General features: G+C 32.7%; 10 protein-coding genes and 1 tRNA gene. 5 read left to right on the top strand and 6 right to left on the bottom strand.

Features of this window, described 5'->3' with window-relative positions; genetic code table 11:
* Positions 1 to 99 precede the first annotated feature (99 nt).
* Together ETSB_RS07455 and ETSB_RS07450 are read left to right on the top strand one after the other, a co-directional pair.
* Positions 100 to 1,353, top strand: coding sequence for a tRNA nucleotidyltransferase/poly(A) polymerase family protein (locus ETSB_RS07455; RefSeq protein ID WP_044107207.1), 1,254 nt, complete (start codon positions 100 to 102; stop codon positions 1,351 to 1,353).
* 1,433 nt (positions 1,354 to 2,786) lie between these two features.
* Positions 2,787 to 3,236 carry a hypothetical protein gene (locus ETSB_RS07450; RefSeq protein WP_145972253.1) on the top strand — a complete coding sequence of 150 codons (450 nt, stop codon included), beginning with the start codon at positions 2,787 to 2,789 and terminating at the stop codon, positions 3,234 to 3,236.
* Positions 3,237 to 4,427: 1,191 nt separating this feature from the next.
* Here the strand turns inward: ETSB_RS07450 and ETSB_RS07445 are convergent.
* Positions 4,428 to 6,032 carry a B12-binding domain-containing radical SAM protein gene (locus ETSB_RS07445; RefSeq protein ID WP_044107205.1) on the bottom strand — a complete coding sequence of 535 codons (1,605 nt, stop codon included), beginning with the start codon at positions 6,030 to 6,032 and terminating at the stop codon, positions 4,428 to 4,430.
* Positions 6,033 to 6,135: 103 nt separating this feature from the next.
* The gene (locus ETSB_RS07440; RefSeq protein ID WP_044107204.1) at positions 6,136 to 8,019 is read right to left on the bottom strand and encodes a DNA-directed RNA polymerase subunit gamma; all 1,884 of its coding nucleotides are present in this window, start codon (positions 8,017 to 8,019) and stop codon (positions 6,136 to 6,138) included.
* A gap of 2,266 nt (positions 8,020 to 10,285) precedes the next feature.
* On the opposite strand from ETSB_RS07440, the gene ETSB_RS07435 reads away from it, so the two are divergent.
* Positions 10,286 to 11,239 (top strand): glycosyltransferase family 9 protein, encoded by a 954-nt coding sequence (locus ETSB_RS07435; RefSeq protein ID WP_044107203.1) that lies wholly within the window; start codon positions 10,286 to 10,288, stop codon positions 11,237 to 11,239.
* Positions 11,240 to 11,313: 74 nt separating this feature from the next.
* On the opposite strand, the gene ETSB_RS07430 is transcribed toward ETSB_RS07435, so the two are convergent.
* Positions 11,314 to 12,528 (bottom strand): homocysteine biosynthesis protein, encoded by a 1,215-nt coding sequence (locus ETSB_RS07430; protein ID WP_044107202.1) that lies wholly within the window; start codon positions 12,526 to 12,528, stop codon positions 11,314 to 11,316.
* A 639-nt stretch (positions 12,529 to 13,167) separates the two neighbouring features.
* Here ETSB_RS07430 and ETSB_RS09410 point away from each other — a divergent pair.
* Positions 13,168 to 13,362: a hypothetical protein gene (locus ETSB_RS09410; protein WP_084220218.1), complete on the top strand. Its 195-nt coding sequence runs from the start codon at positions 13,168 to 13,170 to the stop codon at positions 13,360 to 13,362.
* Positions 13,363 to 13,455: 93 nt separating this feature from the next.
* Here ETSB_RS09410 and trmD read toward each other — a convergent pair whose 3' ends face one another.
* Complete coding sequence (gene trmD, locus ETSB_RS07420; protein WP_044107201.1) at positions 13,456 to 14,157, bottom strand: tRNA (guanosine(37)-N1)-methyltransferase TrmD; 702 nt, start codon at positions 14,155 to 14,157, stop codon at positions 13,456 to 13,458.
* 688 nt (positions 14,158 to 14,845) lie between these two features.
* Between trmD and ribBA the strand changes: the two genes are divergently transcribed.
* Positions 14,846 to 16,513 (top strand): bifunctional 3,4-dihydroxy-2-butanone-4-phosphate synthase/GTP cyclohydrolase II, encoded by a 1,668-nt coding sequence (gene ribBA / locus ETSB_RS07415; RefSeq protein ID WP_044107199.1) that lies wholly within the window; start codon positions 14,846 to 14,848, stop codon positions 16,511 to 16,513.
* 1,275 nt (positions 16,514 to 17,788) lie between these two features.
* Here the strand turns inward: ribBA and ETSB_RS07410 are convergent.
* Positions 17,789 to 18,595 carry a TrmH family RNA methyltransferase gene (locus ETSB_RS07410; protein WP_044107197.1) on the bottom strand — a complete coding sequence of 269 codons (807 nt, stop codon included), beginning with the start codon at positions 18,593 to 18,595 and terminating at the stop codon, positions 17,789 to 17,791.
* Between the two features lie 38 nt (positions 18,596 to 18,633).
* Positions 18,634 to 18,717: transfer RNA gene (locus tag ETSB_RS07405), tRNA-Leu, on the bottom strand.
* Between the last annotated feature and the right edge of the window lie 89 nt (positions 18,718 to 18,806).

Below are 18,806 nucleotides of genomic sequence, written 5' to 3'. Positions count from 1 at the left end.
ATACACACCATCCCTTATTGATATCCATCTTTTCATTGTTAATCTAACTTAGACAACGCTGAGATAAGCGGTTTTCTAAGTTTATCTTTATTACTTTTAATGATTGAGCAAAATAGTTTAACTTATTTATTAGCAGATTCTTTACCGTTTAGTTTAAAGTGGCTACCTCCAACGGCTTGTTTAGTGGGAGGGGCGGTCCGTGATGCGTTTCTTAATTGTTCAAGAAATTATCTAGATTTAGATTTTGTTTTACCGGATTTAGCTGTGGAAACTGCCAGAAGTATGGCAAATCATTATCATGCTGGATTCGTGATTTTAGATGAAAAAAGAAAAATTGCTAGGGTTGTATTCAAACAAGGAACAGTAGATTTTGCTCAACAGGAAGGGAATAGTTTAGAAATTGATTTAAAGCGGCGTGATTTTACTATTAATGCGATTGCTTATAATTTTCATGAGCAGAAATTGATTGATCCTTTACATGGATTACAAGATTTAAAACAAGGGATTTTAAGAATGGTATCCCCAAAAAATCTTAAAGATGATCCCTTACGATTGTTGCGAGCGTATCGTCAAAGCACTCAATTAAATTTTACTATTGAATATGAAACTAGAAAAACTATTCGTAAGTTAGCTCCTTTAATTGGGCAAGTTGCGGTAGAAAGAGTGCAAAATGAATTAAATTACTTATTATCAAATATTCGGGGAAGTGAAAATTTAATTAATGCAGCTAAAGATGGTTTATTTGATCCATGGTTTAAACAACTAACCGAAGAAAAATTTGATCAGCTTATTAAAATTGATCAAGTAGTTTGTTTGTTAAAAGAAAAGCTAAATACAAATAATTTCTGCAAGTTTTTAGACTATTCCTTAGATAATTACAAATATTATCCTCCAACTATTCGACAAGCAAAGCTATCAATTTTAGCTTCTTTTGTTCCTGATAAAGCTGATTTAGAATTAGTTAATTTAAAATACCCTCGTGTTGATATTTGTACTGTAACTAAGGCTCTAAATTATTTGCCTGTATTACAAGGAAATCAAGGTCTTATGAACTTAAGAGAGTTGTACTTTTTCTTTTTAAAAGTAGGCAAAATTTTTCCAGTATTAGCTATTTTAGCTTTAGCAAAGCGGATAGATTCTCAGGCTATTTTCTCTTTAATTAATCGTTATCTCGATCCTAAAGATAAAGTAGTCTATCCTTCTCCTTTAGTAACTGGGCATGATTTAATTCGGCACTTAAATCTAAAGCCAAGTCCTAAAATTGGGGAATTATTAACAAAAATTCAACTAGCTTGCATTGAAGGAAAAATTTCAACGAGAGAAGAAGCTTTTGACTTAGCAAAAAAAAACTAAGATAAATAGTAAATCTACTCTAAAAATTAAACTAATCAATAAAGTTCTAAATAAACTATTAATATAATAATATTCAACTTCTATATATATTTTTATCATATTTATTGACAAAGTTTAAAATAAATATAGAATAAAAAAATTAATTAAGAAAATTTAGATATAAATCAACTTAAAAGTTCAACTAATAGAATTTATAAAATCAGCGCTATTAAAGTAATTTACGATAAAAAAATTAGAAAATAGCAGAGATATGCTGTTTAAATAGAGCAAAATTGAAAGTTAAATCAATTTTAAAATGCATGAAATTTATATAAAATACAATTAATAGAAATAACTTTTATAGAGATAAAATCTCAGGCAGATAAGGATTGTGGTCCTCATAAAGAACTCAAAAATAAAGAACTTGAAATAAAAAATATATCAAATCTATTTAAGATTTATCAGAAAAAGATAAAAAATAATAATATATAAAATTGTTATTGGTAATTACTCAGGACATACGAATGGTTGAGTCAAAGGAAACCTAAAATAATAGCAAAAAAACAATTATATCTATATTTTTTACTAACTGAATAGTCCAAAAATGAATTCAATAGAAGAAGAATAATATCAAATAAAAGCTCATTAAATTGGCAGAGGTATATTTAAAGATAAGCTATCATTTAGTTCAGATAGTTAAAACCCTTTTATTCAAGATGGTTACTATAAACAATACCAATTGAAGTAATCTAAATTTTAGATAGGTATACAGAATTATTATCGAATTTCAATCTAAACCTGTATAAATATCCTCGTCAATATAACACCATCTTCTCCCTACCAGAAACAATAAATAATAAGTCAATAAAACTTTTAAAATAGAGCAAATTACTGTCTTTAAAATTTTTATTTTTTTCTAATCTCTTGAAATTTTGAAATTATTTAATAATAGTTTATCTGTAATATTTCATCCCCAATCAGCCAACGTATCAAATAAGTTTTTTGCGGACACAATAGCCTAAAAATTAGTCAGTTAAGCTATTTAGTTTAAATCAACTTAATCTTCTTTTATTATTTTTTTAGATTATCCTTTACTTTATAACCTGAAAAAAAGTCAGTAATTAAATAACTTAAAAATCGAGCATGACTAAGTATTTTTTCTATTAAGCAGAAGTAGTGTAGATTGCTGATGAGTTGACAAATATAGCTTTTAATCGCTATCTTGTTGTAGGCTAAATAGCCAGACGAGCTAAACGTTGTCGCTATAAAGATATAGAAACCTTAGATACTGTCATCATAAAACTGGTTATGCGTGTTGTATTTGGAAATGTCTTATAAATTAATAAAACCTGAAATCTTAGGAGATAAAGTGGATAAAAAAACTTTTATTCTTTATCCATAATTTATCTATATATATCTAGATAAACTTTAAATATTAAGTTAATTAATCTCAATTGGTGATATTAATAGGGAAGGCGTATGAAGCCCTTTGCCAAATAAAAATACCAAAAATTCAAGAATTTTTACAAATTAATTTTCCTTATAGAGTTGTTCCTCTCGAGTCGGAATGCAACATTAATTATCAACTCCTCAAGGACTTGCTCATCAATCAACAATTTAAAGACGCTGATACTGTTACACGACAAAAACTATTGAATTGGCAGGAGAGGCATCAGTTAAGTGTAAATAGGTTTATTTTACTGAAGTTAAACAATTCCCTACTACTGATTTGCATACTATTAATTCTCTGTGATGGGTTTATTCAGAAGGAAGATTTAGCTTCTCAGTATAGCGGAAACTTTGACTATATACAGGAAAAAATTTTACTAAATTATGTCCAAAAATTGGCTGTAAAAAATATAATAATTAGACATTTTATCCCAATGAGTTTACTTGGGATTTAAGCGTGCCTATAGGACACCTTCCTTTCCTTTATCAAATAAACTACGAGGAGTACAGGTTACAGCTTCTTTATTTACTTATCTAGTTTGGTCGGAAAATAACTGTTAACTTTAAATTAACTTGTTTTTTTAGCAAACGAAATAATTTTGAACAACAAAAATTTGCTATGTTTGATATAAGTCTCAATGATCAATTTGACCATACTAATTTTAATTAGTATGGTCAAATTGATTAGATTAATCGTTAATAACTTGAAACAAAATACCTATTAGTATATGCCATAAGTATCCTGGAGATTAATTTAGGGAAACTTTTTCTCAAGGCTGATGTTGCTGTTATTGTGATTTATGTTCTAGAACATAATCACTTTTGGCACAAGTTTCATCTATGCTAAAAGTCCAACCTCTAAATCCAAGCTTCATTCTTAATCTTAATAATTTGAACTAAATATAAATTATCTGGACTAATAATAGATACTGAATGTAGGACATTATCTACTATTTTCAGTTTTCCTAAATAAAATTATGCTTTTATTCTAAAGCAATGTCATGAATGACATGACGCAAAAACGTTAAGATAATTTTGGAAAACAGCGTATACACATACTATAATTTATTCCCCAAAAAGTAGTTTTTGTTTAAGTAAAATTTTTGTAAAATTCTACTAATTTTAAATTTTATTTAAGCCCGGAGAGTCAGATTATATTATATTATAGCTCGCATCCAGTTGCTTATACTATTTACTTAGTTATTTGTCCCTGATGAAGAGTAGTTTATTTTATGATAAAGATATCTCTTGATTATAGTTAATAAATTAAACTTTGAAATAGCTAAGCTTAAAATAAAGCTCTATTATTCCCATAAATAGTTAAAACAGTAAAAGTTTTTTATTTTGTAAAGCACTAATATAACTGTCTTTTTCCTTTTTGTATATATATCTTAGAGTGTAGTATCTCTAATTATGTTAAACTGCTGCCTATGGATAGTTTTGTCTATTATTAGATCTATATATATCTAGATGCACTCTTCTCTTTTTAGCTATTTTTTACAGATTTTTTAATTTTTTTTATAATAGTTCCTTGCTCTCTTAATATCTGTATTTTTTCTTCGGTCATCTCTAATTAAAGTTTATTTTTTTTTAAAAAAATATTAAAACAATGTCTATTTAATTCTATTTCCTGTTATAAGTAATCTTTAAATATTATTTGTAGATTCATTTAAATGCTTCATTAAAGTTTGCTGCGATAGTGGTCCGTGTAAATGATGCCAAGGTAATATTTGCTCTCTTTTCCAATCTCTATGAACATAAAAATCTAAGGGAGGTAATTCTTCTTTTAATTCTTTAAATGCTCGTTTATAACTTCCCAATGTATCTCCATAATTTCTGGTTAACTCTAATAACTTTGATAAACGGCGATCACCCCTAGAAATTAAAGCTTGAACCAAGGACCAATTGTAGCTTTCTGGACGGAAATCAATTCCTCTTTGTCCTAACTGTTTCTCTAAATATTTCAGTCTTTTTTTAGCCTCATTGTTAACCCCAAACCATTGAAACGGAGTGTGAGACTTAGGAACAAAAGTACTGCAACCAAATGTTAATCTTAATCCCGGTGCAACTTTTCTAACATCTTCTAAGATTCTAATAGTGGCTTCTATATCTGAGTCTTTTTCCGTAGGAAGTCCCGCCATACCATAAAATTTTATTGCTTTTAATCCACCTGCTTTAGCATTAATTACTGCTTGAATTATTTCTTTATTAGTTAACTTTTTATTAATGATTTTACGAATTTGCTCTGATCCACTTTCAATCGCAATGGTAATCGAACGAGTCCCCCTATTGGCTAAAGTTCTGGCTAATTTCTCAGTAACTGTGTTAGTTCGAACTGAAGCAATACTAAGGCGAATATCTTCATATTTAGATTGCGATAAATAATCTAGTAAAATTTCAAATTCAGGATGTTGGGTGACAGATGGACCTAACAATCCAATTCTATTTGTTACTGTCAAACCTTTTTCAATAGCGGGAATTAAAGAACCTTCTAAGTTAGCTGTACGAAAGGGTAATGTTAAATAACTAGCAAGACAAAAACGACACATTTCAGGACAACTTCTCACTACTTCTACCATATAAATATTTTCCCAAGCAGCCTTCTCTGTAACTACTGTAGAAGCAGCTAATGTGTTACTTTTAGAGGTTTGTTTTTTTATAATATTTGGAATATCATTGCTAATCGGTTCAATCGATTTGACTCCACCATCAAGACTATAATAAGTCACTTCATATAAACTGGGAATATAAACTCCTGGTATCTTGGTTAAATATCGTAATTTTATTTTACGATCAGCTGTTCTGATTTCTTTATAGGCATCAATGAAATTATCTAATAACTTTTCTCCATCTCCCAATAAAATTACATCAAAAAAGTCAGCAAACGGTTCAGGGTTAGCAGTTAACACCGAACCTCCGCCAAATACTAAAGGTTGATGATTATTTCGTTGATTACTATAAAGAGGAATCTCTAAAGATTCTAGAAGATTTAGAATATTGATATAATCTAACTCCCAGGAAAAAGAAAAGCCTAAAAGTTCAGGTGACCGAGGTAAAGGTTCATAAATATCCGTAAATAAACGACTGATATCAACATCTGATCTTAACGCTAAAGTTTTCCAAACCAATTGATAACCCAAACTAGTAATTCCTATAGTGTACTTATTAGGAAAAGCAAAAATAGTAGGTATGGCGTTAGATTCAGAAGGTGCAGGGGTAAATAATAAATGTTCTTGCTTAAATACAGTCATTTTAATTTAGGGAATAAATATCAATTATTAAAAAAGTGGTTAGGGATTATATCTCCAACCACTACTACATTACAAAAAGTCTATTTGTTGAGAAGACAATTAATTAAATAGTAACTAGTGTATCCTGAATAGTTTGATTGTAGATAATTCGACCTGGAGTAGTACGAACAAATTGGGCGAGAATTTCCCCATCCTTTTCTCGTGTTCGACGTTCGCGGTAATGTTTAACCAAACTTCCATCGTCTAGGGTCTCTGTTTTGAGAACTTCTTCATCAGCTTTAATAGTTACTACTTCTTCATCTGGACCAATACGAAGCCAAATATAGGCATGTAAATCTAATTTTTTCTGTTCGTAAGCTTTTAGCGCGTCATCAAAACTTCCAAAATAGTTACCTGCTCCTTTTTGTGCTTTTGGATTTTCAGCAGTGAGATAATAACATCCTAATACCATATCCTGAGAAGGAGCCACGATCGGTCTACCTGTTGCAGGTGACAGAATGTTATGACAGGCTAACATCAGTAGTCGCGCTTCAGATTGAGATTCTAATGAAAGAGGAACATGAACTGCCATTTGGTCGCCGTCAAAGTCAGCGTTAAATGCTGGACAGACCAACGGGTGTAACTGAATTGCCCGACCCTCTACTAAAATCGGTTCAAAAGCTTGAATCCCCAAACGGTGCAAAGTTGGCGCACGATTCAGCATGACAGGGTGGCCCGTAATAACTTCTTCTAGTACATTCCATACGCTAGGTTCTTCACGAACAATCAGTTTTTTGGCCGCTTTAATATTATTCACTAACCCCAAACGAATCAAGCGATGAATGACGAAAGGTTGGAATAACTCGATTGCCATTTCCCTTGGTAAGCCACACTGATAAATCTTTAGCTTAGGACCAACGACAATAACTGAGCGTCCAGAGTAGTCTACTCGTTTTCCTAAGAGGTTTTGACGGAAGCGACCTTGCTTCCCTTCGATAATGTCCGAGAGGGATTTTAATGCACGATTATTAGCCCCCACAACTGTACGTCCTCGCCGTCCGTTATCAATTAGTGCATCAACTGCTTCTTGCAACATCCGTTTTTCGTTACGAACAATGATTTCAGGAGCTAAAATTTCCTGCAAACGGGCGAGACGATTATTCCGGTTGATCACCCGTCGATAAAGGTCATTGAGATCAGAAGTGGCAAAGCGACCCCCATCCAGCTGGACCATAGGGCGTAAATCAGGAGGAATTACCGGAATCACTTCTAATACCATCCATTCTGGTCGGGATTCTGTCGCAATGAAGTTATCAATGACCCGTAACCGTTTAATTAATTTGGCTCGTTTTTGTCCTTTACTTTCGAGAATTTCTTCTCGGAGTTTTTCAGCAACTTCATCTAAATTAATTTCTCGTAGTAACCGTTGAATAGCTTCGGCACCAATTCCTACCTCAATCCCTTGTAGTTCAGAGTCTTCAGTGTAAATTTGGTCTTCGATTTCAATCCATTGATCTTCAGTTAAAAGTTGTTTGTAGGATAGGTTACTGGCATTCCCTGTATCAAGGACAACATAGGAGTTGAAATAGACAATCTGTTCCACATCCCGCAAAGCCATATCTAAAAGGATACTCAGGTAACTTGGAATTCCCTTAAGATACCAAACGTGGGTAACAGAAGCTGCCAATTTAATAAAACCCATACGATGGCGACGTACGCGAGATTCTGTTACCTCTACGCCACACCGTTCGCATACAATTCCTCGGTGACGTACCCGCTTATATTTACCACACCAACATTCCCAGTCTTTGGAAGGTCCAAAAATACGTTCACAGAATAAGCCATCCATTTCTGGTTTTAGAGTCCGGTAGTTAATGGTCTCGGGTTTAGTGACTTCTCCGACCACCACACCGTTGGGAAGAGTTCTTTCTCCCCACTGACGAATGCGCTCTGGAGAGGCTAAATTGATCTTAACGTAGTCAAACTGTGAATCTGCTTGTGGTTTCATACTTTATGCTTGAATAAAAGATCAGAGATTATAGATGGTTGATGGTTAGACCCGGACAAAACTTCTATTCCAGAATAGATAATCCCGCTACAACTTGGGTATCACAGCACTTTAATCCATAGATTGGTCAATTATTTTAAAGGAAGTACTAGAATTACTGAGTTAGAACAATACTTTTACCTCTAAAATGAAGGACTACAGTTCAATAAGTAACTTGTTTGAAAAAAACAGAAATTTGTTACTTTTGTATTATCTCAAGAAAATTGACTGTAAATAGCCTTAAACTATGGAGATAGAGCCTATAATCTAAAATTATAGAAATAATGACTGCACGGGGTCACTGGGATACTTTTATAGTTCGACCTACAATTATACTATTTTTTTTTACCATAATTATCTCTATTATGAGGCAATAAAATTTTCTGTTTAATAAATTTGATACACCGATAATTTTCATTATTAGTCCAATTTTTTACTACTTCTTCTCCAGAAATCAATTTTTACTTTAGATAAAGACTATCATACTAATCATTATCAAAAAATAGGTTGATATAACTAGGTTATTGTTGATAACAACTTTTGATCCATAAAAAGTATTTTACTATCTATATCTTGACTTAATTTATAGGATCTATTTAAAAGAAAATTAACTAGCTATTTTTTAAAAATCAAGTAAGACTATGTTTATTTAGATTAAGATATCTCTTGATATAGAAAACCTATATTTATTTTAAATAATATCTCGGGATAAAGTAATATTAGAGTTTTTACTTGGTTTGTATTTTACTTAGTTCGTGTACTACTGTAACTCTTGAGAAAGAAAATTATTTTATAATCAATTTTTTACACTTTGTTTATGCAATTTATAAAGCTTTATTCTTGTTTTTATTATTTTCCGTAAAAAGGTTTTTTTTATTTCGTTACTAGTTATTTCTTTTTAAAATTTACTGATAAAAGTATTCTATTTAAATAGTTTATTTAGCAATATCTTTTAACTATATTTAATGATAAATTTAATTTATCTGTAGTTTGGAAAATATTTAATACCTTTGCTCTTTTTGTCAAATAAATATATTGAAAATCTACCTATTTTATAAATGCACAATATTTTCTCTTAACCATTTTAATTTTTTTCTATATCTTTTCTTTATACAAATTCAGTAATTTTAATAGTATTGATACCCATCTCTATCTAGTTTAATAAGTTATTAAATATGTTACTTTTAACTAGTATTTTTGAAGAAAAAATATATTTACTCTCACTTAAACTGTATTTATTTTTATAATCTAGTTTTTTGTATCTTTTTTATGTTCTTATTTTTTATTATTTTTTCTCATAATTTAATTAGTTATTTACTTGTTATTTATAAAAATAAATTACTACTAATTTAGTCTGTTTTCTTAATTTATTCACATTAATTTTAAATTTTTAGTATTATTGGGTAACATTTATATCAATTTCAAGTTGCTTAAAATATTTTTTGGTTTTTATTTTTACTATTTTTTTCAATATTACTTATCTCGATTAATAACTATTTTTATATGTAAATATAATTATGATTATCGTATTTTTTATTAATTTATTTTATTTTCTTAGTTATATTTTTAGCATTAATAAGTAGGTTTAGTTATTTTTTTTAAAAAAATAACTAAACCTACTTATTGGACATATTTATATACTCTATAAGTCACATTAACTTAATAATAATTAATTTCAAAATAAACAGTTTTTTTACTCAATGCAAATTGAGCATAATTGATTAATTTTTTTGCTTATATTATCTGAGTAGTTAAACTACTCAGATAATATAAGTTGCTGTTATGTATATTTTTTTGATAAATCAAATAGAAAAAATTTGATTTATCATCTGAATTATGGTAAATGGTATATTTACTTGAATAAATTAAATTTATTAAACTGAGTTTAGTATTTGATCCTATAGGTATAAATTAAGTAAATATCCTATAATTAATACTTTTTAATATGAAAATATTATTAATTATATTTAATATTAAAAAGCAATTATAATTATTACTAATCCTATTATTGATAATAAAACTTTATTTCCATATTTTCAATTTTTATATGACAGATTCAGAGAAATTCTATAAGTTTAACTTATAGGATAGTCCAAAAAACAAAATAACTTTTACTTATAAAAAGAATTTATTCTGAACAGATAAGGGATTTGGGGTAATCTTCCTTTAGAATGAATCTGTTGTGTTGTGATTAAGCCGATAGATTATTAATCTAAGGATCGTGCCTATGCGAATATTAGCCCTTGTTCCTGGGGGAATTGGCGACCAAATTTTATTTTTTCCTACCCTCGAAGATCTCAAAGCCAAATATCCAAAGGCTACAATTGATGTCATGGTTGAACCCCGTGCTAAACCAGCTTATCGGGTATGTCCCTGTATCCATGAAGTTCTCATCTTTAATTATCAAGATCGCAATGGATTAGCTGATTATTTGAACGTCTTGGGTATGATTCGCGATCGCGAATATGATATCGCTCTTAACTTAGGACAAAAGTGGACCATTGACCTACTTTTGTGGTTGAATAGCATTCCTTTAAGAATTGGGTATCGAAGCCAAACCTCCTGGCTTGTATCTAATCCTGTTCCTCTTAAAACAAAACAGTACGCTTCCCATGTTGCCCACGACCTGCTAACCAGTTTGGGGGTTCAATCTTCTTGTCCTCCCCTAAAAATTGCCGTTCCGACGGAAGATATTGACTGGGCGCGAGCTGAACAGCAACGACTCAACCTAAAGAACAATTATATGCTGCTCTACAACGGTTCGAGTCGAATTCCTCAAGAGTCTAAAGCTATTTATCCAGTTGAGCAATGGAGAACTATTATCGATAGTTTTAAACAAAAACAGCCAAATTTATCAGTAGTATTATTGCAAGACAGCAATAATTTGGAGCAAACCATCTTGATGCAAGAAAATTATCCCATGCTCAAAGTTACTCGACCTGGTGATGTCGGTAAACTGGGAGCTATTATCGCAGGGGCTAATTCGATCCTCTGTACCGATAGTGATCCTCTTCAGCTGGCCGTCGCCGTAGGGACTTATACTTTTGCTTTGTTTGGACCTACAGACTCAACAAAACTGTTACCATTAGGATCTAAGCGTTATATTGGCATTCAATCCGCTACTGACAAGGTAGCTGATATTCCACCAGAAATTATAATGGTTAAAATGTGGGGAAGCTAGATTCTACCTTAGCGAGGGTATCACTATAGTACACCAAACTATAGAGACGTTGCTTGCAACGTCTCTGCTCTCATTTAATCCAAACCAATACGAGATCCCCATAAATCTTGAGAAATAAAGTCCCGATTTTTGGGTAAAGAAACTACGGGTTCGGTTAAAGTGAATTGTCCTGTTTTAATCCATTGCTTGAGTTCTTGGGCAACTTGTCGAGAACGGGAAATACTAGCTAAAGGAGCGACTCGAACTGTTTTTCCCTCAATGTTTATTTTTCCACTTTTGAGTTGAGCATAATTGACTAAACCAAAGGTTGGACGAACCCGACGAGGAATAGCAAAATCTACCACAGGGGCAACAATTTCTTGATCGTTAACTGAACAATGTTTAATTACGTCGAGAGAAAGAACCGGCAAGGGAATCCCTACTCCCAACATTAAAGACGGGCCATAATTGTGGAAGTAACACCCCCGAACCCATTTTGATGACATTCCTTTAGCATCTCCAATCAAGGCTAAAGTAGCTGCCGGGCCAATAGGAGTTTTGTTAGGTAAACGTTTTTGTAAAGGAAAATGTTGAGTCCCTTCCCAAGCAATATAACCAACACCACCGCCAAGAAAAATACGGGTTCCGATGCCAATCACTTCTAAGTTAGGATCATTGATTAGCGGTCCAATCGCTCCTGGATTAGAATAAACAGCGTTGCCTAATTCAGGTTGTAAAGGGCCAAGATAAGTATAGAGGGAATAATCACCTCCATTAACCCCCACAATAAAATTCTGATATAGGTTACGCGGATTATATAAATAAAATTGATTGATAGTCTCAAGGGTAATGGTAGTCTCAAAAGAAGTTCTAGGATAACAATCAGTCGCCTGTCCAACTGCCCGTAAAGAAACGGGTTTACCGGCAATTAAATCTTCAATAATATGACCACCCCCTCGTTCTGATATAACTGTTCCCTGACGATTATCTCCATCAGCTCCTTCTCCGGTAACAGCATAATCAATCATCGCCGTTGCGCCTAAGTATAAATCCACTGCTCCAAATGCTGCATAGGCTGGAATTCCCTCGATCCAACATTGACGAATTTTAATAGGGGGATCGGTATGACCTAGGTTAATAATCGCTCCAGAAGATTCCATCGGTTCAAAAGTTCCCGTACAAATAACATCTACTTCCTCAAACGCTTGTTCTACACTACTATCTTGTACTCGTATTTTCAGTTCTTCGACGGTCCACACCACCACTTGTTGGCGAAGGATTTTTTCATTAATTTCTTGAATAGTACGCATGGCCAATTATCTATGGAAATGGGAGGTCTGTTGAAACATTTTAGCTTTGCTCCCAAAAAACTCAACAAAATAGCTCAAATTTATAACTTTAATATTTAATGTATAAGCAACACTTAAGATTTTGCGCCATCTTACTAGCTATAAATAGAATGAGTTAGTCATAGTCAGGAGTGAGAAGAGGTCTTTTTTATTAATTCCCAAAAATAAACAGATATTGACTTCTGACTTTACAGGCTATTCTGTTACTTAAAAATTGTATACACAAAGTTTCATCGAAAATTTATGACGGCTAACTTTTGAATGTTAACTGAGCAGTTGGACAATAACTCACACAACCTAATACCTTGTTTAGATTTTTGATCTCTCGATAATGAACTAAAAGCTACTTAGAAAGGAAAAAGGGTCTTGTTACCTTTCGGTGATTACCTAGGAAATTTAGTAATTTTTAAAGCTCTCAACTGACAAAAACTTTACTAAATTTTTAGTAGTTGATAGTTTTATGAACAAATAAAAAACTATCAATAATGATATAATCACCTATGATTAACTCTACTTATTGGCTCTTGTCGGAACCATTTATCTCCTCATTCTCAACTCCAGAATCAATTAATTGTAGTTCCTAGGAATAAGGAGATACTGATGAGCGCTAAAGAATTCATGTTAACTTTTCAGGGAGAAATGACTCAGAGAACCAATTTCTGGTTACATGCTCATTACCCTTGTCATACTTTAACTGATTCTATAAAAAAGTTTACCCAGGAAGTAGAATTGGATAAAAGTGATGTAGTGCAAACAGAATCTTATTTAGGATTTTCTGGGGAAAATCCTAAATAAAGTTAATATCAATCGACTAACCTTGATTTAGATTGTGATCGTATCATCAGAGTAGTTGAGCAACCCAATTGAATTAAAGTCTTAATCTTGAATTTATTTATTGCTTTGAAAAGACTTTAACCATTTTTCCCATAAATCAGAGCGGCGTTCTTGAGTTCTTTTAAGTTGTTGTTGATACCGCCATTTTTCAATCGCTTGATGATTTCCTGACCTTAACACTTCAGGAACTTCAAAACCACGAAAAGTAGAGGGACGAGTATATTGGGGATAATCTAGTAGCCCAGCTTCAAAACTTTCAGACTTAAGAGATTCAATCTTACCAACTGTTCCAGGTAAGAGGCGAACTACTCCATTGATTAAAGCTAATGCGGGAATTTCTCCACAGGTTAGAACAAAATCTCCTAAAGAAATTTCTTGATCAACTAAGTGGCGAATACGGTCATCCACTCCTTCATAATGGCCACAAATGAGAACCAATTGATCATACTCAGTGGACAATTTTCGTAGTAAGGGTTGGTTAAGAGGTTGTCCTTGAGGAGTCAGTAAAATAATATTGGGTTTGGCTAATACAGATAGAGACTCTACTGCCGAAAAAATAGGCTCAGGTTTCAAAAGCATTCCTACTCCTCCTCCGTAGGGTTCATCATCTACGCGATGGTGCTTATCAAGAGCAAATCTACGAGGATTGACGAGATTAACCCGGGCAATCTCTTTAACTAAAGCTCTTCCTAAGAGTCCCTCTTGAAGAGGAGAAGTAAAAAAATCAGGGAATAGAGTTATAACATCAATTTGCACAAGAATGATTAATATATTTAAAGAATGTTGTCTGAAAGTCGTTTACCTAAGTCAAGATAAAACTAACAATGATAAATTGTATCATAATATAACGTCGTAATTTAACGAAATTTTTATAAAAAATTATGTATCAATCATACTGCTATATTGTAAACTGAATGCAGTATCATTAAGTATTTTACTTCAGGTTAGACTGTTTATTTGTGGTGGACAAACAGCTGCCGTCTGCATGTTTTCCTCAGTCAAAAGTTATTCAGTAACTAATGTGGTAGTCTTTGTATTGGGTGTGTTATTTCTCCCAGACACCCCTAAGAAAAAATTGTTGATCAGGTGTTTAGCAGCACTTTTTTTAGAGAAAATAATTGTGAATGTAAACTTAATCACAGGTAAATTGCCGATTTAATTATAAAAAAAATTTTACGTAAAAATTATAAAGCGATTATTTGGATGGAGTTTTCAATGTTGAAATAGGATTGTAAATCGCATGGAATAAGAGAGAATTGGTGGTTATTTTCCATAAAAGTATTGTTCAGGTGATTACTTTGGTCCAAAACCATGATACTTCCTATTGCAGACGAAGATCTTTAAAGATTTTAGAGTATATCAAGCAACAGATTTAAATAGTTTATTGGTGAGAATGTAAAAATAGAACTATTAACTAAAAACTCTATCAATACCTCAATTACCTGTGGACGCTTCACCAAACTCAATTACCAAATTTGATTCTATCGATGCTGCTTTAGCCGATATTAAAGCCGGTCGTTCCGTTGTAGTAGTAGATGACGAAAATCGGGAAAATGAAGGAGATCTAATTTGTGCTGCCCAATTTGCTACTCCGAATATGATCAATTTTATGGCAGTAGAGGCACGGGGGTTAATTTGTTTAGCCATGATGGGGGAACGGCTCGATTCCCTAGATTTACCCCTGATGGTTACAAAAAATACTGATAGTAATCAAACTGCTTTTACCGTCAGTATTGACGCTGCACCTCATCTAGGGGTAACGACGGGTATTTCTGCTGATGATCGCGCCCGTACTATCCAAGTAGCAATCAACCCCGATACTCACTCTGACGACTTAACTCGTCCAGGGCATATTTTTCCGATCCGAGCAAAAGCAGGAGGTGTTCTTAAACGTGCTGGACATACAGAATCAGCCGTTGATTTATCGAGGTTAGCAGGACTATATCCAGCTGGGGTAATCTGCGAAATTCAAAACTCTGATGGTTCTATGGCACGACTCCCTCAACTGTTCGAATATGCCCAAAAACACCATTTAAAACTGATTAACATCGCTGATTTAATCAGCTATCGTCTTCAATATGATCGCTTTGTCTATCGGGAAACAGTCTGTAAATTTCCTAGTAAATTTGGGACATTTCAAGTTTATGCCTATCGTAATGTTCTCGATGGAACTGAACATATAGCAATTGTCAAGGGAGATCCTGCACAGTTTACAGATCAACCGGTTATGGTGCGAATGCATTCAGAATGTTTAACAGGGGATGCCTTGGGATCATTGCGTTGTGACTGTCGGATGCAACTGCAAACCGCATTAAAAATGATTGAGGAGGCTGGGTTAGGGGTCGTTGTTTATTTACGTCAGGAAGGGCGAGGTATTGGGTTAGTTAATAAATTAAAAGCTTATTCCCTACAAGATATGGGACTCGATACGGTGGAAGCCAATGAAAGATTGGGTTTTCCAGCTGATTTGCGAGATTATGGTATGGGAGCACAAATGTTAAATGATTTAGGTATTGAACAAATTCGTTTGATTACTAATAATCCCCGAAAAATTGCTGGTTTAAAAGGATATGGTTTAGAAGTAGTAGATAGAGTTCCTTTATTAATTGAACCTAATAATTATAATTCCAGTTATTTAGCGACCAAAGCTGAAAAATTAGGACATTTATTATTAAAAAATTATTTAATTACAGTTGCTATTGATTGGGAAATAAAGGAGAGCTTAGCTAAAGAACGTTATGCTAATTTAGAGAAACTACGAAAGTTAGGACGTTCAGCTCAATTATTTTTACAGGAAGAAGTTAGACCCGTGGCAATCGCTTTGTTTGGTAGTCCTTCCTTGATTTTTCATCTAGGGTTTAAACAAGGAAAAATAGTTAATCCCCACTGGTATCAAAACTCAAAACATCCTTATTTACAAACGATTGCTGGAATTCTTGATGAACTTTATGGTTGGAAAAGTATTCAACGTCTAGAATTTCTTATTTCATCAGGGGATGATCCCATGCTAGGGTTGCAAGTTCAATTAGATCGTTATACTTTCCCTGTGACTCAAAAACCCTCTCAATATTTGAAAAACTTACAGATGCAAACTATATACAGTTTTTCTTAGAAGAAGTCTCCTTGAGAAGCTGTGCAAAGGTTATATTTAACACTTTAGCACTCCTCTTATCCTCTACAATATAGGTAAATATTATTTTTGTTCAAGGATTTCTTCCAACAATTTTATTAAAAGTGAAGATTTAGACGTCAACTAAAACAGAAAAAGATGTTGGATATAACTTAGTATAGAGAAAAATTATAACAATTTTGTTCAGTATTAACCAATCAGTTAGTTAGACAGTTTATTAAAAGCCGATATAGAATAATATTGACCGCCAACACCTTGATTAACTATTAAACAATACTCCTCCATTTTTGCTTGACTACTGATCAAACCCTTTAGATAAAAAAAGCTATTGAAAGCAATAGCTTTTTCTCAAATTTATATTGTATATGTAATTTTGATAGTTTAAATTAGGATAAAATCAAATCCTTGATCTTCTAGATTTTTAAGTAACAGATTTACCTTCTATTTGCTTAAAAGAGACCAAAAAAGTACTAAAATCCGAGAAAGTAGGTTTGTAGTTTGTCGGCGGAAATGTTTAGGAGAGAAGCGTATAATCGCTGTTTTAAATGTAGATTATTCTTAAAATTTTGATTAAATTACCTTTTCTGTGGTAATTATCAAAGCAATAGAGCAGCACGTAACCATTAAGGTCATACATTTGCGTTTTCATAAAAACTCTGCCGCCAATATTAACAGACACTTAAGAAAAGCTTCATAATCATGAAAGCGAATTGACTAAAGTAATTTTACAGAAGAGGGTTTGAAGCTATTAAACCTAAAGAAAGTGAGTTTTATAGAAGAATTATGATAAATTATAGTTGAAAAGAAAATTTAAATTGACCAACTGAATGGTATGACAGCCAGCCTAGTTGGCTCAGGTCAAACTACATCATTGATTAACTGTAAATTTAGATTAATTAAGTGAGCTGGTATTTAGTATCTGTCCGTTCGCGTAAACACGATGTATTATTGAAGTATGTAAAGCTTTTAATTGATAAAAATTAACTATAATAACTATTTATTAAAAAAATATCTTATAATAATCTAATATATTAAGATATGGTATTAGTTCAAGTTAATATTTTTTGATATAAACCAATCTAAATTAGGAACATTTGCAAATCTTTTACGGATAGAAGTAGGGATATTTTTCGAGAAAAATAACGCTTTTTGTAGATAAACTGTAAGAACTTTTTGATGATTAAAAATTACAATTCTTTCCTTAAAATTAAGTTAGTATAAGAGTTTCAAGAGTCATTAGCTACTAACTTAATAGACTTAGTTCAGCATAGACGATCTTTGACTGTTTACTCGTTGCCGTTTTCCTTCGTACAAAAGTACAGCACAGGCTATAGCGACATTTAATGACTCGACTTTTTTTCCTAAAGGGATGTTAACAATTTTATCAGCTAAAGTAACCAGTTTTTGTGATAATCCTGCCCCTTCATTTCCCAATACAATTAAACTAGGTTTAGTAAAATCTATCTCCCAATAAGGTTGGGTTGCGGTTGGTAAAGTTGCAATAACTTGTACACCTGTCTGTTGATAATTTCTAATGACAGTAGACAAATCAAAACTGACTATCATAGGAACATCAAACCAAGCACCCGCAGAACTTCTTAACACTTTTGGATTATCAACTTCAACACTGTCATCAGTTAGCCAGATTCCATTAACTTCAGTAGCCACAGCAGTCCGAATAATTGTTCCCAAATTTCCTGGATCTTGTAGTCTTTCTAAGATTAAACCCAACTGAAAATTAGTGATCACTGATTCTGGCTGTTTGAGGGAAACCATAGTCGCAACCACGCCATCAGGCTTAACAGTAGTTGTCATTGACTGTAGCACTTCTGTTGTAACAAGTTCGATGCGTTGCGCTTTTTTAGATGCAATTGTCCATAATTGAGGATAACGAACTTGCCATTGTTCCGTAAAACATAATGTCACCAGGGAACAATTAGCCTGACAAGCCGTCTGTAGTAAATGAGTACCTTCCAAAAGCAATAGGTTTTGTTCACGCCGTCCCTTAGTACGATGTAACTTTCTGATCTGCTTAACAAGAGGGTTCTTAATGCTAGTAATCATTGGGGATCTTTCAAGTACTCATCTCGATCCTAATCTGATGCGGAACTCGGGACTTGAACCCGAAAGTCCTTGCGGACACTAGAATCTGAATCTAGCGCGTCTACCGATTCCGCCAGCCCCGCAATTTGACAAAGTTACTTACTGATGGTAACTAGTTTGGCTAATTAAGTCAAGAATTAAAAACCACAATTATCAATACTCTTTTTTTTCC

The organism is cyanobacterium endosymbiont of Epithemia turgida isolate EtSB Lake Yunoko, from assembly GCF_000829235.1.
GTDB lineage: Bacteria > Cyanobacteriota > Cyanobacteriia > Cyanobacteriales > Microcystaceae > Rippkaea.
The sequence above is the reverse complement of the archived record's forward strand: the minus strand, read 5'-3'. Positions and strand labels throughout refer to the sequence as shown.